The 22,015-nt window shown below is 49.0% G+C and carries 20 protein-coding genes; 8 read left to right on the top strand and 12 right to left on the bottom strand.

Annotated elements, in window-relative coordinates; translation table 11 throughout:
* Window positions 1-5: 5 nt before the first annotated feature.
* From IPP66_02445 to IPP66_02420, 6 genes are all read left to right on the top strand, one after another.
* The gene (locus tag IPP66_02445) at window positions 6-785 is read left to right on the top strand and encodes a hypothetical protein (GenBank protein ID MBK9924127.1); all 780 of its coding nucleotides are present in this window, start codon (window positions 6-8) and stop codon (window positions 783-785) included.
* Between the two features lie 234 nt (window positions 786-1,019).
* Window positions 1,020-1,841, top strand: coding sequence for an alpha/beta hydrolase (locus tag IPP66_02440; GenBank protein ID MBK9924126.1), 822 nt, complete (start codon window positions 1,020-1,022; stop codon window positions 1,839-1,841).
* Between the two features lie 68 nt (window positions 1,842-1,909).
* Window positions 1,910-2,293 carry a hypothetical protein gene (locus tag IPP66_02435; protein MBK9924125.1) on the top strand — a complete coding sequence of 128 codons (384 nt, stop codon included), beginning with the start codon at window positions 1,910-1,912 and terminating at the stop codon, window positions 2,291-2,293.
* 114 nt (window positions 2,294-2,407) lie between these two features.
* Window positions 2,408-4,630, top strand: a complete 2,223-nt coding sequence (locus IPP66_02430; GenBank protein ID MBK9924124.1) for a 6-phosphofructokinase — start codon at window positions 2,408-2,410, stop codon at window positions 4,628-4,630.
* Window positions 4,631-4,765: 135 nt separating this feature from the next.
* A complete protein-coding gene (locus IPP66_02425; protein ID MBK9924123.1) occupies window positions 4,766-5,398 on the top strand; it encodes a hypothetical protein in 633 nt (210 codons plus the stop codon).
* Window positions 5,399-5,556: 158 nt separating this feature from the next.
* Entirely contained in the window at window positions 5,557-7,143 is a 1,587-nt protein-coding gene (locus IPP66_02420) for a hypothetical protein (protein MBK9924122.1), read from the top strand.
* Between the two features lie 59 nt (window positions 7,144-7,202).
* Here the strand turns inward: IPP66_02420 and msrA are convergent, their stop codons facing one another.
* From msrA to IPP66_02405, 3 genes are all read right to left on the bottom strand, one after another.
* Window positions 7,203-7,754, bottom strand: coding sequence for a peptide-methionine (S)-S-oxide reductase MsrA (gene msrA, locus IPP66_02415; GenBank protein MBK9924121.1), 552 nt, complete (start codon window positions 7,752-7,754; stop codon window positions 7,203-7,205).
* Window positions 7,755-7,824: 70 nt separating this feature from the next.
* The gene (locus tag IPP66_02410) at window positions 7,825-8,754 is read right to left on the bottom strand and encodes a hypothetical protein (protein MBK9924120.1); all 930 of its coding nucleotides are present in this window, start codon (window positions 8,752-8,754) and stop codon (window positions 7,825-7,827) included.
* A gap of 120 nt (window positions 8,755-8,874) precedes the next feature.
* Window positions 8,875-11,361, bottom strand: a complete 2,487-nt coding sequence (locus IPP66_02405; GenBank protein ID MBK9924119.1) for an ATP-dependent Clp protease ATP-binding subunit — start codon at window positions 11,359-11,361, stop codon at window positions 8,875-8,877.
* Between the two features lie 129 nt (window positions 11,362-11,490).
* Between IPP66_02405 and IPP66_02400 the strand changes: the two genes are divergently transcribed.
* Window positions 11,491-12,075 carry a TIGR00730 family Rossman fold protein gene (locus tag IPP66_02400; protein ID MBK9924118.1) on the top strand — a complete coding sequence of 195 codons (585 nt, stop codon included), beginning with the start codon at window positions 11,491-11,493 and terminating at the stop codon, window positions 12,073-12,075.
* Between the two features lie 10 nt (window positions 12,076-12,085).
* Window positions 12,086-12,763: a hypothetical protein gene (locus IPP66_02395; GenBank protein ID MBK9924117.1), complete on the top strand. Its 678-nt coding sequence runs from the start codon at window positions 12,086-12,088 to the stop codon at window positions 12,761-12,763.
* A 69-nt stretch (window positions 12,764-12,832) separates the two neighbouring features.
* Here the strand turns inward: IPP66_02395 and IPP66_02390 are convergent, their stop codons facing one another.
* The 9 genes from IPP66_02390 to IPP66_02350 all read right to left on the bottom strand — a co-directional run bounded on the left by IPP66_02390 (window position 12,833) and on the right by IPP66_02350 (window position 21,973).
* Window positions 12,833-13,621, bottom strand: a complete 789-nt coding sequence (locus tag IPP66_02390) for a DUF3298 domain-containing protein (protein ID MBK9924116.1) — start codon at window positions 13,619-13,621, stop codon at window positions 12,833-12,835.
* A gap of 80 nt (window positions 13,622-13,701) precedes the next feature.
* Window positions 13,702-14,505, bottom strand: coding sequence for a DUF3298 domain-containing protein (locus tag IPP66_02385; protein ID MBK9924115.1), 804 nt, complete (start codon window positions 14,503-14,505; stop codon window positions 13,702-13,704).
* A gap of 49 nt (window positions 14,506-14,554) precedes the next feature.
* Window positions 14,555-15,088, bottom strand: coding sequence for a GNAT family N-acetyltransferase (locus IPP66_02380; GenBank protein ID MBK9924114.1), 534 nt, complete (start codon window positions 15,086-15,088; stop codon window positions 14,555-14,557).
* Window positions 15,085-17,685: a DEAD/DEAH box helicase gene (locus IPP66_02375; GenBank protein MBK9924113.1), complete on the bottom strand. Its 2,601-nt coding sequence runs from the start codon at window positions 17,683-17,685 to the stop codon at window positions 15,085-15,087. The genes IPP66_02380 and IPP66_02375 overlap by 4 nt, the downstream gene beginning before the upstream one ends.
* A 3-nt stretch (window positions 17,686-17,688) precedes the next feature.
* Window positions 17,689-18,684: a flippase-like domain-containing protein gene (locus tag IPP66_02370; protein ID MBK9924112.1), complete on the bottom strand. Its 996-nt coding sequence runs from the start codon at window positions 18,682-18,684 to the stop codon at window positions 17,689-17,691.
* Window positions 18,685-18,779: 95 nt separating this feature from the next.
* A complete protein-coding gene (locus tag IPP66_02365) occupies window positions 18,780-19,517 on the bottom strand; it encodes a zinc metallopeptidase (protein MBK9924111.1) in 738 nt (245 codons plus the stop codon).
* 29 nt (window positions 19,518-19,546) lie between these two features.
* A complete protein-coding gene (locus IPP66_02360; GenBank protein ID MBK9924110.1) occupies window positions 19,547-20,887 on the bottom strand; it encodes a S41 family peptidase in 1,341 nt (446 codons plus the stop codon).
* A gap of 163 nt (window positions 20,888-21,050) precedes the next feature.
* Entirely contained in the window at window positions 21,051-21,281 is a 231-nt protein-coding gene (locus tag IPP66_02355; protein ID MBK9924109.1) for a hypothetical protein, read from the bottom strand.
* Between the two features lie 59 nt (window positions 21,282-21,340).
* Window positions 21,341-21,973 carry a pyrimidine 5'-nucleotidase gene (locus IPP66_02350; protein ID MBK9924108.1) on the bottom strand — a complete coding sequence of 211 codons (633 nt, stop codon included), beginning with the start codon at window positions 21,971-21,973 and terminating at the stop codon, window positions 21,341-21,343.
* Window positions 21,974-22,015: the final 42 nt, after the last annotated feature.

Raw genomic sequence — 22,015 nt, 5'->3', positions numbered from 1 at the left:
AAACCATGAAAGATTCATCTAACATCAATGCCTTACATTCTCAAGTAATTGTTCTCAAAATGCGGGAGAAATCCACCGAAGAATTAATCTCGATTTGGGTAGAGAATAACCAGAAAATATGGAGCCAAGAAGAATTTAATGCTATTCAAAGCATATTGTTGGAACGTGTTGGAAAGTTACCCACACAAAAAACAGTAAAAGAAACTAAGTTTGCCCCAATAAAGAAAATAAGACTTCCTGATAATGAAAGGCTTGGAGAACCGTTTTTCAATCTTAGTCCATTCAATAATTTTAGAGCACTAATAGGGCTTTTTGTAATAGCCTGTTTGTTTTTTGGATTTATCTTGGCGTCAATGGTTGAACAAAACACAAAAATATTTTGGAATTTCGCTCAAACATCATCACCTTCTCAAATTGAGAAAATCGAAATTCAAAGAATCGACCAAAACAGCAATGGTATTGGCAACATTATTACGATAGATGACAAAGAAAAAATCAGTGAATTTTCTTCAGCTTTAAAAACAATTCAAGAATATCACGCAAATCATCCATCCCCAAACTATGTAGTGAGAATAAAAATTTGGCGGGTAACTAAGTTGGCTTTTGGTTTTCAGCACTCAACGATTGAGATTGAATGTTATACAATGAGTGACGAAGGGAATACCATTTTTGTAGGTGCTGTTCTGGTAAAGCCTGGCATATATAGCTATGGAAACGGGAATGCAAAATTCCTTGCGCCAGACTTAATACATTGGCTACAAGAGAATGGAATCTCAATCCAATAATCCCTTCAGCAATATGCGCAACTCAGCAAAACGTGTAGCAACTAGCGTGAGGGATTCCGCGCAATTCACAAGAATTTCGCGAATGCGTGGCTTTGAGTTTTCTTTGCTCCCAAGCAGAATCCGTGCCTGGTTGTGGAGTCTGTGAGACATGTCCAGTGTATGCAACGCAAACTGTTTTTTGCGTTCGCATAAATCGGTAAAGCATCTTTAAGGTTATCAGAAAGGAAATATCCCGTGGCTCTCTATGTTCAGGAAACCGGTACGATTAATGCACATACTCTTATCTTTCTACATGGCGGCGGTGGCGGGGGATGGATGTGGCAACCGCAGGTAGAGCAACTCAGCGATTTTCACTGTCTCGTCCCTGATCTGCCAGAACATGGAAAGAGTGTGAATGAAAAGCCTTTTACCATTCAAAACAGCGCCGAGCGGATCGCTGAACTCATTCAGACACGGGCACACGACAGGAAGGCAAGTGTGATCGGTCTTTCGGAAGGGGCGCAGATCGTTGTCGCATTACTTGCCATATCGCCAGAATTGGTAGATCATGCCGTCATCAGCAGCGCACTGGTGCATCCCATTTTTGGTGCAAGCCTAATGACGCCAAAGTTGATTGCGCTTTCATATCGTTGGTCCGTAACGCCATTCAAAAACAGTGAGTGGTGGATCCGTATAAATATGAAATACGCAGCAGGGGTTCCTGAAAAATATTACTCACAATTCAGTCAGACCTTCAAGGAGTTGACCGAAACTGGATTTACAAACTGCATGGTTGAAAACCAGCGCTTCCGTCTGCCACAGGGATTGGAACGAGTAAAGACTCCCACTTTGGTGCTCGTGGGGAAGAACGAGCATTCCGTTATGCGTCGATCTGCACGTGATCTGGCAAGCGCCATCCTCGGTGCGCAAGCCTATGAGGTGGTACACAACCGCAAGATGTCATTGGCCGAAGAACACAACTGGAACTTGACCGCGCCAGAATTATTCACGCAGACCACGCGCGCATGGATTAATGATCAGCCATTACCTGCGGAATTGAAGCCGCTTCGATCTTGATACTGTGCAGGGTCGTATTCTGATGCGCACTTCATATGTTTTCGTGAAGATTAAGCTTAAGGAACAAAATGCGACAGCTTGAAAGATGGATAGGTTTTATACAGATCGTTGCATCAATAGGCTTGGGAGCATCTTGTTTTCTACCCTTTTATCGATCCGCAGCCGATAAAATTCAATATGCTGACGAATGGGGATTCTTCTTTTGGGCCATTCCGGTTTCACTTCTCATATTTAAACTCTCTGTTCGATGGCTGAAGGTTACTTTGTGCATCCTTTCCATCATCGGTGGTTTGCTCGATTTACTCCTTCTCACCTTCCTTGCTACCTTCAAGAGCACGCCCCTGCTCGGGTTTTCGCTCGCAAAAGCATCCATTATTATTCTTGTCACTAGTTGGTTCGCGATTTGTGTAGTTTCACTGTTAACTTTCAAACGCAAACAGACTGAAAATTAATTCAGTTTTTTCCTAAATCTAACTCATCAAAACGCGACTTTTCACGGTCGCGTTTTGCTTTTTCGTTTTTGAAGTAGAATTCAGCGCGACTATACTTATATTTGGCAGGAACTTATGACAAAACGAATTGGAATACTCACCAGTGGCGGCGACGCCCAAGGTATGAATGCGGCGGTACGATCTATTGTGCGTACCGCATTGGATAAAGGCTTGGAAGTCTTCGCGATCTATGAAGGTTATCAAGGCATGGTGGATGACGGCGACTACATCCGCAAGATGGATTGGGATTCAGTGGGGGGCATCCTCCAGTTTGGCGGAACAGTGATCGGGTCCGCGCGATGCGATGATTTCCGTCAACGCGAAGGGCGCAAGGTTGCCGCGAAGAACTTGATCAAGGTCGGCATCGACGGCTTGATCATCATCGGCGGTGACGGTTCGTTGACCGGGGCCAATATCTTCCGTCAGGAATGGCCGAGTCTTGTATCCGAATTGGCCGCAAGTGGCGAGATCACAGCTGAAGAGGCCGCCACATACCCGAACCTGTTGATCGTAGGATTGGTTGGCTCGATCGACAACGACTTCACCGGCACTGATATGACCATCGGCACCGACTCGGCGTTACATCGTATCACGGAGGCAGTGGATGCCATCACAAGCACCGCCGCCAGCCATCAACGCACGTTCGTCGTCAAAGTGATGGGACGTAACTGCGGCTACCTCGCTTTGATGGGAGCACTGGCTTGTGGTGCAGACTGGGTGCTCATCCCTGAAGCGCCACCCGATGTGGAAAATTGGCAGGATGTTCTGATCGAACGCCTCAAAGCCGGACGGAAAGCTGGTCGCCGCGATAGTATCGTGATCATGGCTGAAGGCGCACGCGATAGAGACGGTAACTACATCGGTAGTAGTGATGTACAACGTGTGCTCGAAGAACGGTTGCAAGAGGAAGTACGTGTGACCGTGTTGGGTCACGTCCAACGCGGCGGACGACCCAGCGCCTATGATCGTATTCTCGGCACACGCATGGGATACGAAGCTGTCAATACGATCCTCACTGCCAACCCAAAAGATGAACCGGTTGTGATCGGTATCCGCAATAACCGCATGATCCATTTGCCTTTGATGGAAAGCGTGAGAAATACACAGTCAGTAGCCAAAGCAGTGGAAGCAAAAGACTTTGAAGGCGCCATGTTGTTACGAAGTGGCTCTTTCAAAGATGCATTTCTTACATTCAAAACGATGGTACGTGCCTTGCCGCATCCTGTTGACCCTGCAAAGCAACGATTCCGTATTGCGGTGATGAACGCCGGTGCTCCTTCTCCCGGTATGAACACAGCGGCGCGTGCGGCTGTCCGTTTGGGGTTGGATCAGGGACACATCATGTTGGGTGTGCACAATGGCTTTGAGGGATTGGTCAAAGGGGAAGTGGAAAACATGGACTGGATGCGGGTCAGTGGTTGGGCCACACGTGGCGGTTCCATGTTGGGCACCACCCGCTACATTCCAAAGGGACGTGATCTCTATGCCATTGCACGCGTCATTGAAGATAATCGTATTGATGCTCTTCTGATCATTGGTGGTTGGACCGCCTACGAAACAGCCTTCTTGATGTGGAACAATCGCCCGAACTTCCCGTCGTTCAACATCCCGATGATATGTTTGCCCGCATCCATCAACAACAATCTGCCCGGGTCCGAGTTCAGCATTGGCGCTGATACTGCTCTGAACAGCATCGTCGATGCCGTGGATAAGATCAAGCAATCGGCTGGAGCCACGCGGCGTTGTTTTGTCGTGGAAGTCATGGGACATTACTGCGGCTATCTGGCGCTCATGGGCGGTATTGCCACCGGTGCAGAGCGTGTGTACATGCATGAGGAAGGCGTCAAACTCCACGATATGCAAGTCGATGTTGAAAAATTGTTGAACGGTTTCAACTCCGGCAAACGGTTGGGATTGGTGATCCGCAGTGAGTATGCCAACGCGGTATACACCACAGAATTCATGTGCTCGCTCTTTGAAGAAGAAGGCAAGGATGTGTTTGATGTGCGTCCTGCCATCCTTGGTCACCTGCAACAAGGTGGTGATCCTTCTCCTTTTGATCGTATTCAGGCATCGCGTCTCTCCGGCATGTGTCTGGGGCATTTGGTGGAACAATGCGGGAAAGGCGAACATAACAGCGCCTTTATCGGCATTGAAAACGGACAGATCCGTTTCCATGATATGCGCGACTTTGACCGTATGATTAATGCCGATTACCAACGTCCCAAAGACCAATGGTGGATGGGGTTGAAGGACATGGCCAACCTACTTTCCAGATCAAAACCTGCTGATAAGTAATCACCCAATCACAACAGTTAATATCTGCGGTCACAAATTGCGTTTTCATAAAGATGCAATTTGTGACCGCGATTGGTATAAAATACTCCGTATGCCTGTACACTTATTTCTTTCATCGCAAATTCAGAGGCTTCTGTGAATCGAAAACGATTAGCCGCCGGGGGCATTGTATTGGTCGCATTTGCCGTATTGCTGATTCTCTGTGTTACCTCACTTGTGTTCGCTTGGGGCAGGTTGACAAAGGGTTCACAGAAACTGGGCCAAAGTATTTCCATTGCGAAATTGGCGTATTGCAGTGATGACCAGACCCTACCGTGCGTCGTCTCTTTTGGCTCCGATAACGATGGCAACTTGTTGGTCAATCTCCTCTTGCCCGATCATTACCCGGTCTATTATTTGCAGATCACACAAAACAATGTTGGAGAGGTTAGTAACTACTCTTGCCGTAAGGTTGCATCCACTCCCAATAGCGTCTATTGCGTTGGCCCAATGATGCCGCCCGGTCAAATCTTGCACCTGATGCTTGTTACGATCAAAGATGATACCCTTCTTGCCGTAGGTGATCTGTCATTGGTTGGTATGGCGTTCCCAACATTGAGCGTTGTAACACCGATACCAAGCCCATCCCCTGAGGAATTCGATACAACAGTGACGCCAACAGAATTCCCAGATTTTCTCCTCACCACTCCTACTCCCCCGCAATTTCCGTTGCCAACACTCACGCCTACCTCAACACAATCATCCTATCCTAATCCATCCTATCCATGAACGTATTGTTAGATGGCTTACTGATATTTGTTGCTCATTGGCAATTGCTGGTTTATGTATTCATAGGGGCGTTTACATTTTATTTATTCTTGAGAATCAGCTTTGGAAACAACCTGTCTGTAGGTGAGTACATTTCCCTCATTTCTGTTGGGTGGCTCGTGCCTGCATCCGTATTATCCATTTTGTATATCTTTTTGGGGACTCAAATCACAATATGGATTGGGCTTCTTCTGCTTGCGATATTCATCTTCTCCCTCCTTCGCACCCGGTCGGACCTCAAGCCTGCTTCTGTTTCAACCGTCCTTATTTTCACCCTGACAATTTTCTTCTCTCTTCTTCTCCGACTCGCATCCATTTCAGATGCAGTATTCCCAGCGTACTTTGATTCCGCGTTTCATTTCTCGGTCATAAAAAATATCATGGAACACAACGCGGCATGGATTTTCCAATGGTTGACCGTGAATCAGTACCACATCAATTTCCACTTCCTTACTGCGTTTCTTTCTTCAACATCTCACATAGAAATCACACAAACCATGCTGGTTCTTGGGCAGGTCTTTTTGGCGTTTATGCCTTTTTCTCTTTTCTTTCCTGTCAAACGTGTCACTCGATCAGACATGGCGGCCTGGTTTGCAGTCATTCTTGCCGCGTTTGGTTGGTACATGCCTGCCCATGCCGTAGACTGGGGGAAATATCCCGCCTTGATGAGCTTGGGGTTGATCATATTTGTGATCAACCTGGCATTTCTATTCTCGCAAACTCAAGATGTAAAGAAACGCAGAGTACTTTATCCTTTGCTTGGATTAAGTATCCTGCTCACCGTTTTTACTCATAGCAGATCGTTGATCATTTTTGGCATCATCTTCCTCTCGTGGATCACTTCAAGTTTGCAGAAAAGACTTTCGCAACGATGGCAAACCCTTGTTCTCATTGGGATCACCCTTGCGACCGTAGTGCTGATACTCTTTGTTCAGAAGCAAGAGATATTAACTCTCGTCTTTGACCCCTATCTAGTCAAGGGTCCTTGGATGACGGTTCTTGTTTTGTCCTTGGCTGTGTTTGCGTTGAAAGCGCACACTCAATTGATCTTTGCATGCATACTTTCAGTGAGTCTGTTGCTGGTTAGTTTATTTGTCCCGGTAGCGTGGCTGTTCCCCTCCCGCAATTTCTTGACATTGCTCGATAGGCCTTTTGTAGAAATGATCTTGTTCCTGCATCTATCTCTGTTGGGTGGATTGGGGTTGGCTGGCTTGGAAGAGAAATTACACGGACGGTTTCCATGGGGTCGCTATGTTGGCTTATTGATGATCGGCCTTGTTGCGCTGAATGCATTCTTTACCTACAACCTGTACCCGTCAAGTTGCTGTGTGATCGTAGGAAGAGATGACGTAGTGGCAATGGATTGGGTGTCGAATCAGCTTCCAGTTAAATCAAGAATCGGAATTTCATCCACTGTGATGAAAGTAAATATATCGGATGTCATCGAGGGGATTGCGGGAAGCGATGCAGGAATCTGGATTGCGCCGTTGACGGGTAGGGAAACGATGTCTCTACCGTATGATATGGATTTTGGTCAAAGCCCTGCTCTTGAGATGCTTTGTCAGAATAGCGTTGATCATATTTTTGTCGGTGAAGTTGGGCAGACGTTTGATGTGGCTCAATTGGATTCCCGCCCTGAATGGTATAGACCCTTGTTTATGATGTCAAAAACAAGGGTCTATGAAGTAATCGGGTGTGCTTCGTAGGGGCGACCCGTCTGGCAAGATAGAGTTGCTCGATCCACCATGAAGGGTCGCCCCTGCCTTTATACAGTTTCTTTTTTCAGCAGCTCAAGAAAATGTTTACGGAATTTGGATACCTTCGGCGCGACCACTGCCTGACAATACGGCTGATATGGATTGCGTGCGAAGTACTCTTGATGATAGTCCTCAGCCATGTAGAACTTCTCAAGCGGGGTTACTTCTGTGACGATGGGCTTATCCCAGATCTTTTGTGAGTTCAGATCTTTGATGAGTTCTTCGGCAACCATCTTCTGTTCGTCGTTGTGATAGAAAATGGCCGAGCGGTATTGCGTGCCCACATCTGCGCCTTGACGATTGAGAGTGGTGGGGTCGTGGATGGCGAAGAAGACATTCAACAGATCACGGTAAGAGACAACATTCGGGTCAAAATGGACTTGCACCACTTCGGCGTGCCCTGTGTTTCCGTCGCAGACTTCGCGGTATGAGGGGTTATTGGTATGGCCGCCTGCATAGCCAGACTCAACACCATGCACGCCTTTGACATCATCGAAGACCGCCTCGAGACACCAGAAACATCCACCAGCCAGTGTTGCAGTTTGAAGATTTGTATTCATAAGAGTACTCCTTTTCTAAAGCGATAGACAACACGTGAATGCAGAAACTTATTAAGAAAGTATTACAAGCTTACGGTTTGGGGTGTGCGGCGAAGAAATCCCATAACACTTGAGATGCATCCCATACATATTTGGATGGCCAGGTATGTTTGCCAGTTTCAAAGGTATACAATTCCACAGCTGATTCGTTTTTGCAGGAATTGTAAGTAGTATGCGTGAGGATATTGTTGAGAAGTTTCTCGGTCTTTGCTGGTTCAGCGCATTCGTTCAGCCGTGCCCAGTTTGTTATGTCAGCTTCTGTAGATGGGAAATTGGGAAAGGTCGCACGTGCAAAGGGAACAATTGTGTCGTCCAGTGCATGAATGTGGATCAGGGATACTGTCTCTTGCGGTTCACATGGACTGAATGTTAGTACTCCTGCCACTGGCCCAACAGCGGCAAATACATCAGGCATCTCACATGCCAGACGATACGAAAGCATTCCTCCGTTCGAGAAACCAGTCGCGTATATCCGCTTTAAATCCACTTCAATGATCGTTCCCAGATCGGATAGCATTTTACGAACAAAAGCCTGCTCATCTATTTTTCTGTCGACTGCACTTCCGCAACAGCCACCAGCGTTCCATGAGAAGGCTACCCCTTCTGGGTAAACAACGATGAAGCCTTCTTTATCGGCAGTCTCATCGAATCCCGTCATTGTTTGTATGGTAGGGGCATCGTCGGAATACCCATGGAAGACAAATACAACTGGCACAGGTTGACTATTGTCCATGCGAGATGGAACGTGGAGAATGTAGGAACGCTTCACATCGTTGACCATTACGGTGCGTTCTATATTGCCGGGCACCAGTGTGGGGAGGGGCGTTGCTGTAGGCGTAGGGGTATTGGTTGGTACAGGTGTTGGTGTGGGCGTAGCAAAGACTTGATTGCACGAAGTAAGACCAACGAACAAGGTGGAAAGAAGGATGGCCCAGGAGATGAATTTGTGTATGCGTTTCATGTTGTTTTCCTTTTGTGTGATGTTCCTTTGGCTATGGTTTGATTCTATCCGACTTGAAGAACAGGTCAAATAAAAAGAGAGCAGAGATTAATCTCTGCTCTCTTTTTATTTATGTCTTTTTTACACTACGGGTGCTTCTTCGAGCTCGCGTTCGTTTTCCCGTTCGAGAACGATCTCATGATCGGGATCAAGCGTCACAAGGATCGTATCTCCATTTTGGAATTCGCCGCTCAGTAACTTATCTGATAGCGGGTCTTCCACTTTTTGCTGGATGATCCTCTTTAGAGGACGCGCTCCGAACTCTGCATCGTAGCCCAAAGTTGCCAGCGCGGACAAAGCATCGGGTGTAGCCGTCAGGACAAGGTCATGTTCGGTGAGGCGTAAAGCAACCTTGTTGAGTTCGAGAGAGACGATCTTTTGGATGTCTTCCTTGTTGAGCGAACGGAAGATGACGGTCGCATCCAGACGGTTGATGAACTCAGGGCGGAAGGCGCGCTTGAGCGATTCGTTCAACTTTTTGCGCATGTCTTCATACGAGATTTTTTCCTCGGTCAGTTCGTCGCGTTTGAGCGCAAAACCCAAGGCGGTTTGTTTCCGAATCACATCGGCGCCGATGTTGGATGTCATCACGATGATCGCGTTGCGGAAGTCCACTTTGCGGCCCTTCGCATCGGAGAGATGACCTTCTTCCATGATCTGCAACAACATGTTGTGCACTTCAGGATGTGCCTTCTCAACTTCATCGAACACAACGATGGAGTAGGGGCGACGGCGGAGAGCTTCAGTCAGTTGACCGGCTTCTTCGTAACCGATGTATCCTGGAGGCGCACCGACCAAACGAGATGCGGTGTGACGTTCCATGAATTCGGACATGTCCAATTGCACGGCGGCGTCTTCACTGCCGAACATGAATTTGGCGAGTGTCTTGGTAAGCTCGGTCTTGCCCACACCTGTGGGGCCGAGGAACATAAACGAACCAATTGGGCGGCGCGGATCTTTCAACCCGGCACGTGCACGGCGAACTGCACGGCTGATTGCCACAATGGCATCTTCCTGCCCGATGATACTGCCACGCAGTTCATCTTCCATTTTGAGTAATCGTTGTGATTCTGCTTCTGCCAATTGCATCAGCGGAACACCGGTCCACATGGACACAACTTCGGCGATATCTTCTGCTGAAACAACGGGACTGGTCGCGCGGTCCCAGCCGGTGCGCAGACGTTCGATCTGTTCACCAAGCTCGACTTCGCGTTCTTCCCATTCTTTTACATCTTCGCTGTTGCCTTCCTCTTGCGAGAGCGAACGATTCTGACGTGCTAATCGTAGTTGCCCGAACAAGTCCTTTGCTTCTTTTGCGGCGGGACTCTTGTACATGCGCACGCGTGAGGATGACTCGTCGATCAAGTCAATGGCTTTGTCGGGAAGGAAGCGTTCGGTCACATAGCGTGACGAAAGATGCGCGGCGGCTTCAAGCGCTTCGTCGGAAATGACAAGGTGATGATGCTCTTCGTAGGCACCACGGATTCCCTTGAGGATTTCAATTGTCTCTTCTTCAGATGGTTCATCCACCTGAATAGGTTGGAAGCGGCGTTCGAGAGCGGCATCTGATTCGATGTGCTTGCGATATTCATCCATCGTGGTCGCGCCGATGACTTGTAATTCACCGCGTGACAATGCGGGCTTGAGAATGTTCGCCGCATCTACAGATGAACCAGCGGCTCCTGCGCCCACAAGCATGTGGACTTCGTCAATGAACAGGATCGCGCCTGATTGTTTCAACTCATCAATAACGCGTTTGAGTCTTTCCTCGAATTGACCGCGATACATCGTGCCAGCCACCAAAGAACCCACGTCCAATTGCATGAGACGTTTGTTCATCAAAGGCGCCGGTACGTCGCCATCTATAATGCGTTGTGCGAGACCTTCCACGATGGCGGTCTTGCCCACGCCGGGCTCACCGATCAACGCGGGATTGTTCTTTGTGCGGCGTGCCAAAATTTGGATCACGCGCTCGATTTCCATCTGACGGCCAATGACCGGGTCGAGTTTCTTTTCCTCGGCTTTGGTGGTCAAGTCGGTCGCAAGTTGATCGACCAACGGGGTTTTCTGATTCGGCGCCGCACCACGCTGCGCTCCTGCGCCCGCAGGCGTCGGGGAGGAAGGTGAAGCGGATTCGTTCAGTACGCGGCGGGTCTGCCTGCGGACCTGTTCGGCTGTCACACCGAGTCTCCGAAGGACTTCCATCGCAGTACTATCCACACGCACCAGCCCAAGCAAAATGTGCTCAGTGCCAATATAGTGATGCCCAAGTCGGCGCGCTTCCTCAACTGCATGCTCGAGTACCTGTTGGGTCTCGGTTGCAAGTTCCACACGGTCGGGATCAAAACTGCTCGAAGGGTTCGTAACACGCTTGACCACTTCACGTACGCGCTCTGACGTCATACCCAATTCGCGCAAAACACGACCTGCAACTCCGCCTTCTTCCTCCATTAATCCAAGTAGAAGATGCTCAGTTCCAATATTATTATTGCGAGCGCGTTCTGCCTCTTGATGTGCGAGGCTGAGAACTCGCCTTGCTCGCTGTGTAAAACGCTCCATACCTGCCATTGTTATCTCCTGTTAAGTGTGGTCATTGTACCAAAAAGGGCTAAGACTCCGTGTAGGAAAATAATTAGAGTTTATTTACAAGACTGTTACAATAATTACAAAGAATCTTACCCATACAAAGGATGGATTATGAACTCGATATGCGTTTTTTGCGGATCTTCCGATACGGTTCACTCCGACTATATATCTGCCGCCCGGACAATGGGCCGAATCCTCGCTGAAAGAGGGCTCCAACTGATCTACGGCGGCGGAAAGACCGGTCTCATGGGCGCAGTGGCTGACGGCGCACTCGAAGCGGGCGGCGAAGTGATCGGTGTCATCATCCCGTCCATGAATACCAAGTCCCTCGCACATGACGGGTTAACCCGCATGGATGTTCCACTCGATATGCATGCTCGCAAGGCCCGTATGCACGAATTGTCTGATGGATATATCGTCCTGCCTGGCGGATACGGCACCTTCGACGAACTATTTGAAACCGTCACCTGGGCACAAACCGGCGCCCATGAAAAACCTGTTGGCTTGCTGAATATCAAGAACTATTACGCTCCCTTGCTTGCCGCCATTGACCATGCGGTTGCCGAAGGTTTTATCTTCAAGGAACACCGCGAAGCCCTGCTTTGCGAATCAGATCCGAACAAATTACTGGATACCATGCTCAAATACGAACATCCTCATGAAGCAGTAAAGAGGTGGATGAGGAGCGATGAATAAAAGGTAAAAAATGGATATAACCTACCTTGAACTCCCCACAAAAGACCTGCACGCGCAAAAAGAATACTACTCCAATGTGCTCGGATTGCCTGTTGAGTTGTCAACCGAGAGATTGGAAGTAAAAGTTGGGAGTACTGCGTTAGTCTTCACTCAAGCGGATGCGGACTTCGATGGCGCTTATCATTTTGCGTTCAATATTCCCGAAAACCAATTCCACGCATCGAAAGAATGGATTGCATCCCGTGTTCCGCTCATCAAGGATACGGAAGGCGGAGACGAATTTGTGTCCGAATCCTGGAACTCACAATCCATCTACTTCAAGGATGCGGTGGGGAATATTCTTGAATTCATCGCGCGGCACAATCTGAAGAATGCTGTCTTTGGTGAATTTGATAGCGACCAAATCTTGAATGTGAGCGAGATCGGTCTATCATCGGATGATGTTATAGCTCTTGCGAACGAACTTTGCGTAAAGTTGGACTTGTCCGTTTTTGTGCAGGAACCCAATGAGACATTTACGCCTGTTGGTGATGACAATGGATTGTTCATCCTGCCCACCAAGGATCGCATCTGGTTTCCCAATACGGGAGTGCCTGCAAAGTTATTGCCTGTCAAAGTGAAAGTGGAGATACAGGGCAGACAATGGGAAGTACATGGATTTCCCTATTCCTTTCGATTGTTGCCTTGAAACTAAAAACGAAACTCATCCGATCTTGGATGAGTTTCGTTTTTAAATCGGATACTTTTTTTCGGAAAGCTACGGAAGCAACCCTGCTAATGGACCTTTAGGTTCGGCTATTGACTTGAGTTGTTCGTACGGCACAATGACTGATTGTGTCCCTGCCGCATAGGGTGCGACTTGGTATTCGTCGAAGGTGATCAGTAGGCCAGAGGGTGTGATGTTCCAATTGCGGTAGTTTTCGGCAGTAGGTGCGGCTCCCTGTTCGAAACCTCCGTAGAAGCCGATGTCTCTTTTCGATAGTTCAAAGATGCAGTAACTGGAAACAGCCTCAAGGTAGTTTGAATCGGGGCGGAATAGATTCTCCAGCGATAATTTTTTTCCCTGTTCGATGTCATAGTTAAATATTTTGCTGTAGTGATAGGGATGTGCTGCGCCGTCGGCATAGCCGGTAAAATCAAATTTGAGACTCCATATCCGTCCGTTTTGAAAAACAACCGTGTAATTTTCCTGAAATAGATTTCCTGTTGGCGTTGACACGGCTGGTGCCTGTGCCAGAATGTTTTTACGGAAGTACTCGACTTCGTTTTGAATAAGCTCGGCAGCCTTTTCGTTGAATTTTTGTACGCGCGCATCGTCACTTCCTGTAAATCTGGGCGTTTGGGCGGAAATGATATAGGTGGGGACCTGCCCCTCTTCTTTGAAGGTGATGGATGTTAACGTGACTTGCTGTGCAAGTGGGATAGATGTTGCAGTGGGCGATGCCGGTAGGGATGCATTAGCGAGCATTGGTTCGGTCGTCCCGCACGCCTGAATAACGAACATGGTTATGAACACAAGTAACCCGATCTGTTTTCCGTATCCCATTTTGTTGCTCCTCTTTGTTGTTCTGTTGAGTAGAACGTGGGAGGCTGGGATTCCGTTTCAAATTTCATGTTACAAAATTGTCACCGAATGAAATTGCTTAACGGGCCTTGTGGTGCGATCAAACTTTTTATTTGTTCATAGGGTACAAGGATGATCTGCGGGCCTGCCGCGCCGGGGCCAACCTGATAAGTGTCAAAGGTGATGATCAAGCCATCCGGGGAAATGTTCCAGTTTTGGTAATTCTCCGCAACGGGATTTGCGCCGTCTGTGAATGGGCCGTCGAAAAATGGCTGTTTTCCCAATTCAGTGATGCAGTAGGCTGAGATCGTCTCCAAATAATTTGAATTGGGCAGAAAAAGATCGCTCAGCGCAAGTTCTCTCCCTGAGGCAAGATCATAATTGACCGTGATGCTGTAAGAGCCAGGATGCGCAGCCGTGTCAGCGTAGAAGGAGAAATCGAATTTGAAACTCCACAAATCGCCTGTCTGTGCCATCAGCGTGTAAGTGTTTTGAAGTGAACTGCCGTTGGAAAGAGGTGTAATAGGCAATTGACGGAAATCCTGTCGCCATTGGTCCACCTCTTTTTGGACGAGGGCAGAAAGTCGCTGATTGAACGCCACAACGCGCGGATCATTACTACCCGATAGCTGGGGCGTGGACGTGGTCAGCGTATACTGCGGGAAAGTGGATCCCGGATCAGTTTCGACGAACGGCATGTTTACCAAGGTTACCTGTCCGCTGAGCGGAATGGCTGTAGCGGTTGGTGGGATTGGGGTGGGGGGAAGGGCGGTCTGCGTTGGGTTACCAATACTAAAGGTCGCATTGCAGGCTAAGGTGACCAGGATAATAAAACCTGTAAACGCCAAAATTGTTTTTCGACTCATGATGCTGTTCTCCTCTTGTGATTCATTGTATAGAACGCATCGAGGGGGATTATTGTTTCAGAATAATATATTCCAGATGAATATCTTCCGGTTCGAGTGCGAACAGGTCTGGGTCTGTCTCGGTTGCGAGCACGCATCCCAGCCTCATGTAGTAATTGACCGTATTTTCCGATGGGGTGGCGGAGATATATAATTTCTTTGCGCCAAGCGATCTTGCACGGTCAACTGCCAACTGGAAGAGTCTTGTTCCCAGCCCTTGTTTGCGCTGTCCACGGCTGATATGCAGGAATTTCAATTGCAATGTGTCACGCTTCGATCCGATCCATTTGCTTTCCAATATTGCCGTGCCGACAAGTTTCGATTCTTCGAACACTCCCCAAAATGTACCGCCACGATCGAAACAGTCCAACAGGATGGGCGTGTAATGTTCCGCTTCGCCGGGTGGCCAGCCTTGCATATCATAATATTCAGGGACAAGCACCAACTTCCCGTTTCGCAAATAGTAGACATTGTTGATGATCTCGCGCCGGTCAATTTGCCAGATCAAGGGAATTTCATCGCGTACTAGAAAACGGATGTTCATTCTTTCTTCGAAAGTTCCTTCAATATTTCCAGCGCTTCCTGCTTTCCCCCGTATCCATTTTCGCCGCCCGGCCCCACGCATGAGGGACAACCATCCTCGCAGGCACATTCGCCGACAAGTTCAAGTGCGCGTGCGACCAGTTCGTCGTGTAACTCAAAAAGCTTTTCACTGAACCCGATCCCAGCAGGGACGGAGTCGTACAACACAACTGTTGGGCTACCGAATACTTGGTTTTGGACAGGTTCGATGTGTGTGCCGAGGTCGCCTGCATCGCACATCAAGAATAACGGCGCAAGATTGCCGAGCACATAGGCCAGCCCAGCCAGCCCGCTTCGCATGCGCACGTTCGCTTCCGCTTGTTTGTGGCAGGAAGGACAGAGCGTAATGAGATTGTCAAGTCGATTGGCTTGTTGCGTTGCTTGTTGAAGCGCCAGACCTTCACCTACGGCACTTCGGATAAACGAACGGAAGGGAATCTTGTGATGCACATCATGTTGCTTTTTTGCTTCTGGTGTTCCGCATACCTGACACTTGAATCCATCTCTCGTGCGAACCTTCTCACGGATCTTTGACCATTCAGGGCCGTAATCGTTCGGGTCGTTGGTCCAGGCTCCAGCTTCGCGCAGACGCGTCACTGTTTCTTCGGAGAGGAAAAGCCAATAGCCAGTGGTCTGCAAGTCGGTGGGAGGTAAGTCCAGTGGTTCCTGCCCCAACGTCTCATGCGTGTACCAGCGTCGTTTAAGAAAGGCTGTCACTTGCGTGGTGACTTGCAACTCGCCCCATTTTTTCTCGCACCCGGGAACAGTGGTTTGTGCAGATTCAGATAACACTTCAACCGTTGTGCCGCGCAATGGCTCAGTATAGTAATCGCTCTCGATAGGCTTGATGCGTGCGATGTGATCCTCGAGATTTAATTCCTTCACAAAATATTGTTGCGCTTCGTGCAAATAGATCGCGCCGGGATGAACCATCCATAACGCGCTTTCGCCATCCACGGTCCCTACTGTCCATGGTCTACCGTCCTCGGTGGTTGCTTGCAACACAACGCCTTGTGGAGATGCCGAGCGCAACGAGATATTCGCGGCGGGATACGAATCAGACATCCAAAAATATTTATCCTGTGAAATGTGTGCTTCGTTGTTGGAAAGTAGAAACTCGAGATATTCATCAATGGTTTCGCCCGCTAACGCGCCAAAGCCTTCGCCTTTTTGGAACGGCAACTCAAACATCGCGCAACGCAAATGCTCGAGCAGAATCAACAAATGATCGGGGTTGACCAATGCCTGCTCGGGTGAACGATCAAAAAAATATTCTGGATGATGTGCGATGAACTGATCGAGCGGACTCGCCGATGCGACCATTACTGCCACTGCGGATTCAAGACCGCGTCCTGCTCGACCTGCTTGCTGTCTCGCTGAAGCGACAGTTCCCGGGTAGCCGACGAGGACTGCCGCGCCCAACCCGCCGATATCGATTCCCAACTCAAGGGCATTCGTGGCCACGACAGTTTTGATCGTGCCATCGCGGAGTCCTTTTTCGATCTCGCGGCGTTGATTGGGGAGGTATCCGCTTCGATACCCACGGACGAAAGATCGTGGATTGGGCAGTTCATCATAAGGGATCAGTGGTGACTCAATGCTGGAGTCTGGAGTGAGCTCGCCTTGTAAATAACTCAAGATGATCTCAACACTTCTTCGGGATCGTGCGAATACCACCGTTTGCACATTGCTGTTGACCAATTCCCTTGCCAGCCGCACACCTTCGAGCAAGGATGATTTTCGCAAACCGAGTGCTTTATCTGTCAGCGGTGGGTTGTAGATGATGAAGTGACGTGGTCCGCGTGCAGAGCCATCGTTATCAATTAAGTGGACGGGTTCTTCGATGAGTTTTTCAGCGAGCTGTTTGGGGTTGCCGATAGTGGCAGATGCAAGGATGAATTGTGGTTTTGCACCATAGAAGTTCGCGATACGTTTAATTCTGCGAATGACATTGGCAACATGTGAACCGAAGACGCCGCGATAGGTGTGGGCTTCGTCTATGACGATGAACTTGAGATTGGAGAAGAACTCAAGCCAGTTAGTGTGATGGGGAAGGATTCCCGTGTGGAGCATATCGGGGTTGGATAACACGATGCGCGCGTTCTTGCGGATCTGGGAGCGATCTTTTTGAGGAGTGTCGCCATCATAAATTGCCGTTGGCAGGTTAAAACGTTCGAACGTTTCAACGTTCAAACCTGTCAACGTATTCAATTGATCTTGCGTGAGGGCTTTGGTGGGGAAGAGATAAAGTGCGCGAGAGTTTGGATTGGAAATCAGTTCAGCGATGACTGGCAGATTATAAGCAAGCGTTTTTCCCGAGGCTGTGCCGGTGGAGAGAATAATATTTTCGCGATTGCGGGAATGAGTCCATGCTTCGAATTGATGGGAGTAGAGAGTATGGATCCCAGCGGCGATCAAGGTTTGTTTAACGGGATCAGGCAGATCGGTCGGAAAAGGATGCGTTTGTGCGGGGCGAGAGGGAAGCGTCTGCCAGGCAACAAGATTGGGGGCTGTATCAGGGTCACGTTTCCAGAAATCCAAAAGAGAAACAATAGGCATGGGTTATTTCTCGTGTTCCAAAACTCGAAGCGCAATTGCTCCCACGCCCAACGGAAGCCAGAACGTGATGCCGCGATAAGCAAGTGTGACGATCACTGCCTGACTCCACGGAACGAGAAGTGATGAAAGCGCCAATGGCATGATGCCCTCAACGATACCTATGCCAGATGGCGTAGGGGATACAACGAGAAATAAATACGAAATGGAAAAGCCGCCGATGATGGTGCCTGCCGTGAAGGGAACAGCAAAAGAAAGAAAACATGCCGCCAGAATGCTCATCATGATGGCTTTGTTTAGAAGAGCATACGCCAATGGCTTGACCAAACTCTGCCAACGTTCGGGCAGTGATTTGAGGTCTGTTGCCATTTCTTCAGCAAATTCATAAGCTCGTGTTTCGCTGAGGTATTCGCGGTGGATGAACGGGCGGGCAATACGATTGATAAAGCGTGCGATCCCGGCTAGTGCACTTCCCAGTGCCTGTGCTGACTTTGAGCCAAGGTATAGAAAAAAACCAAGTGTGGCTGCAATTGCCAACATGACGAAAGATGCGATGATCTCTGTAGGGCTAAGGTTGTTACGGCGGGCGAGGACGAATAAGCCCAGTGCAAGGACAACGAGAAATGCGATGTAATCTAAAAGGATATACAACACGCTTATGACTGTGGCCTTGCCAGCGGATTGGTTGTTGCGGTTCGCGTTGCTGATAAAAACAGCCATACCGCCCATGCCTGCGCTGGGAGCAACAACGTTGATGAAATTCGCGGCGGCCGACATCAGCGAGAGTTCATAAATTGTGCCGTCCATACCTAGGACTCGATATAGAGATAGATACGTTAGTCCCGATACAAGGAACCATAAGCACTGAATGAAAATAGCAAGAAGTACAAACCATACGTTTCCCTTTTGAAGGGTTGTTAGAATAGTTTCGATTTCCCCAAAGCTCAGATACACAAACGCGGCGCCAAGAAAGATAACAAGGATGAAGATGAATTTCCGCATGAGAAGGATTATACACAAACACCCGCGAGTTTTTCTCGCGGGTGTTTGTGTATAGCTTTTCAACTTCGAGATTGCAAGAAGTTTAAAGATAAAGATTAGTCTCTGCGGCGCCCGCCGAGACCGCCGACAAGGAAGACGTAGTAAAGAAGTTGCAGTACGGCAGTGACGAGAGCGGCAACATAGGTGAGTGCGGCGGCGTTGAGTACGGCGTTGACTCCACTCGCTTCTTCATCGGTGCGGATGATACCGCTTTGGGTGAGCATCGATTTTGCACGTGCGGATGCATCAAACTCGACAGGTAAAGTTGCGAGTGCGAAGAGCGCGCCGCCTGCGAAGAAAAGAACGCCCAGCCATGCGAGACCGATGCCGATGTTGGTGGCACGAAGAAGTAAACCCACCATGATGAGACCCCAACCGAGGTTGGAACCGATGCTCACCATAGGCACCATCATGGATCGAAGACGAAGCGGGAAGTATCCCTCTGCATCCTGCAATGCATGACCGAGTTCGTGTGCGGCAATTGCAACCGCCGCAACGGAGGGTGTATTCGCAACGCCGGGGGATAGATAGAGCGTTTTGTCTTGCGGATTGTAGTGGTCAGTGAGGTTACCGCCAATGCCAAGCACGCGGACGTTTCGGAGATCGGCGCTTCCCTCGCTGGTGTAGATGGCGCGTGAGACCAGTTGTTGTGCGGCTTGGGCGCCGGTCAGACCACTGATGGCGCGGATCTTGCTCCATTTGTTGTAGGCATGTCTTACGTACCATGATGTGATGCCCATCAAAATGAAGGCAGGGACCATGAATATGAGATAGGTTGGGTCAAAGAAAAACATTTTTTCTCCTTCTTTTGACTCTACGCGTATTACGGGACCGGGGTTGCGGTTGCCGTGGCTGGAATGGGCTGTGAAGTTGGAATGGCTGTGTTGTTCACCATGGCGTTGATGGTTTCCACTGCGGCATCCAGTTGTGGATCGATGTTTTTGTCGAAATCTTCCTGTGTGAATTCAACATACACATCCGGTGTGAGACCGGTGTCTTGGATGAGTCTCTTGTTTGGGGTGAGCCATTCAGCACTGGTGATGGCAGCAATGCCCTGGTTAGAGAGCATGTTCACGCTTTGTACTGAACCTTTACCGTAGGTAATGACTCCAACCAATTTGGCGCGGCTATAATCCTGAAGGGCACCTGCCACAATTTCAGAAGCGGATGCAGAACCTTCGTTGACGAGCACAACCATTGGGATATCGGTGGCAACACCAACGCCGGTAGATTTACTTTCAATGATATTGCCATCTCCATATTTTTCGTAGACAACCACCTTACCTGACGGCAGGAATTCGGATGCCACGGCAATACCCTGATCGAGGTAACCGCCGCCGTTATAGCGCAGGTCAAAGATCAGACCTTTGGGATTCTTGGCGAGGAGCTCTTTCAGCGCGTTGCGCAATTCTTTATCGGCAGTATCACCAAACGTATTCAAGCGAACGTAGGCAATGCCATCATCACGCATTTCTGATTCAACCAACGGCGTGGTGATCTTGGCGCGTGTGATTACTACATCGAAGGGCTTGGGTTCGCCGTTGCGTACGATCGTGAGAGTTACGTCTGTGCCTGCAGGACCGAGCACCTTTTGACGCACATCTTCAGGCGGGGTGCCGGTCATATCCACACCATCAAGAGCAATGATGACATCGCGCGGACGAAGACCTGCGTTGGCGGCAGGGGAGTCCTTGATCGGACTGATGACGGTCAGGTATTCGCCTTTGGTATCGACATAGGCTCCAATTCCTTCGTAGTCCTTGCCATTCAGGTATTCGTCACTTGTCTTGACTTGATCGGGGTTCTCGTAATAGTTAAGGCCTACATCGAGAGTCCGCAACATGCCATTGATGGCGCCTTCGATGAGCTTGGCATCATCCACGGGTTGCGACACGTATTGCGAGTGGATCAGGTTCCACACTTCCCAGAATGGTTTGAATGCGGTCTGTGTATCACCCGGTGTTGATGGGGTCGGGTTATCTGTCTGTGGGGTTAGTGATATGGGTGGGTGGATGAATGGCACATCGGATTGTGTATCGCTAAAGCCGGGAAAAATATTGGCTTGCGCCAGTACATGCCGTGTTAGAAAGCCTCCCGCAAATGACCCTGTCAACAGGATAAATGCCGCGAAGATGCCGAAAATGACCTTTGTTGTTTTACTCACGAATGCCTCCAGTAATTGGCGGTCACATCTCATGATCTGACCGCTGATAAAAGATACTATGACGGGATTAAAGAATAATGAAATTCCCCGTATGAGAAATGTTAGAAAGAACACTTACCGTGGTACGTTGGTACGGCACGGCCCAAAGCGAGTGATGTACGGGCTACTCTTCTCTTTTTTTGCTTTCCAATTCTTCCATCTTTTGCCGTAGTTCATCCATGGATTTGCTCGAGGAGCTTTGTGTACTTTTATTGAGCGAATCGCGTATTGCTGACATCCAGCGCGAGTTTCCGCCTTTGGCCCAATTGCGCGCAATGACGATCATGGCAAAGTTGATGGCAATGATGGCAACGATGAATAACAAAGCGGCGATGACGACACGGTTTGATTCCATTTTGTTTTTCCTGTTTATGTTGTAGGGGCGAAACATTGCTTCGCCCCTACAGTTGAATATCAATCGCCTAATAATATCGGCAGATGATTCCAATCTGCAAAGACGCCGCTGGCATTGGGTGTGGGCTCCTCGGTGCCGTATAAGATGCTGGCCATACCCACACTCAATGCGGCGCGGGTGGTGTGTGGAAGATCATCGATCATTACGCATTTGCGCGGATCGGGTTCATCGGCGAGTTCCTGCGCGATGGCAAAGGATTCGGGCATGGGCTTGCAGTAGGGTGCAACTGCATTGATATCAATAATGGTCTCGAAGAGATCGTTGAGGTTGAGAGCCGTGAGCACTCTTCGAGCGTGGTGAACGTCTGCGTTTGTGAAGATCAGGTTGCGGGTCGGGAGCGAAGCGATGATCTTGCGTTGAAGAGGATTGGGAGTCAGGTAATCCTTCAGGGGCAGGTCATGCACATAAGCCAGGTAATCTTCCACATCCACATTGTGGCGGGCTTGTAATCCGCGCAGGGTTGTGCCGTACATTTTGAAGTATTGTTCGCGCAGGGCGGGAACATCCTCTTTGGGTATGCCCATGCGTTCGGTCATGTACAGATTCATGCGCTCTTTGATGGCGTTCCACAAGCCAACAGAACTTGGATACAGTGTGTCGTCGAGGTCGAAGAAGATGGTGGTAAATCGCATCCGCCGATTATAACCCGCACTTTTCGATGTGAATTGTAACGA

The organism is Candidatus Defluviilinea proxima, assembly GCA_016721115.1.
GTDB classification, from domain to species: domain Bacteria; phylum Chloroflexota; class Anaerolineae; order Anaerolineales; family Villigracilaceae; genus Defluviilinea; species Defluviilinea proxima.
The sequence above is the reverse complement of the archived record's forward strand: the minus strand, read 5'-3'. Positions and strand labels throughout refer to the sequence as shown.

Coding starts and splice junctions, on each gene's coding strand:
- IPP66_02445 (MBK9924127.1), top strand. CDS start 6: ATGAAAGATTCATCTAACATCAATGCCTTACATTCTCAAGTAATTGTT.
- IPP66_02435 (MBK9924125.1), top strand. CDS start 1,910: ATGCGACAGCTTGAAAGATGGATAGGTTTTATACAGATCGTTGCATCA.
- IPP66_02430 (MBK9924124.1), top strand. CDS start 2,408: ATGACAAAACGAATTGGAATACTCACCAGTGGCGGCGACGCCCAAGGT.
- msrA (MBK9924121.1), bottom strand. CDS start 7,754: ATGAATACAAATCTTCAAACTGCAACACTGGCTGGTGGATGTTTCTGG.
- IPP66_02410 (MBK9924120.1), bottom strand. CDS start 8,754: ATGAAACGCATACACAAATTCATCTCCTGGGCCATCCTTCTTTCCACC.
- IPP66_02405 (MBK9924119.1), bottom strand. CDS start 11,361: ATGGCAGGTATGGAGCGTTTTACACAGCGAGCAAGGCGAGTTCTCAGC.
- IPP66_02400 (MBK9924118.1), top strand. CDS start 11,491: ATGAACTCGATATGCGTTTTTTGCGGATCTTCCGATACGGTTCACTCC.
- IPP66_02395 (MBK9924117.1), top strand. CDS start 12,086: ATGGATATAACCTACCTTGAACTCCCCACAAAAGACCTGCACGCGCAA.
- IPP66_02390 (MBK9924116.1), bottom strand. CDS start 13,621: ATGGGATACGGAAAACAGATCGGGTTACTTGTGTTCATAACCATGTTC.
- IPP66_02385 (MBK9924115.1), bottom strand. CDS start 14,505: ATGAGTCGAAAAACAATTTTGGCGTTTACAGGTTTTATTATCCTGGTC.
- IPP66_02380 (MBK9924114.1), bottom strand. CDS start 15,088: ATGAACATCCGTTTTCTAGTACGCGATGAAATTCCCTTGATCTGGCAA.
- IPP66_02375 (MBK9924113.1), bottom strand. CDS start 17,685: ATGCCTATTGTTTCTCTTTTGGATTTCTGGAAACGTGACCCTGATACA.
- IPP66_02370 (MBK9924112.1), bottom strand. CDS start 18,684: ATGCGGAAATTCATCTTCATCCTTGTTATCTTTCTTGGCGCCGCGTTT.
- IPP66_02365 (MBK9924111.1), bottom strand. CDS start 19,517: ATGTTTTTCTTTGACCCAACCTATCTCATATTCATGGTCCCTGCCTTC.
- IPP66_02355 (MBK9924109.1), bottom strand. CDS start 21,281: ATGGAATCAAACCGTGTCGTCATCGCCGCTTTGTTATTCATCGTTGCC.
- IPP66_02350 (MBK9924108.1), bottom strand. CDS start 21,973: ATGCGATTTACCACCATCTTCTTCGACCTCGACGACACACTGTATCCA.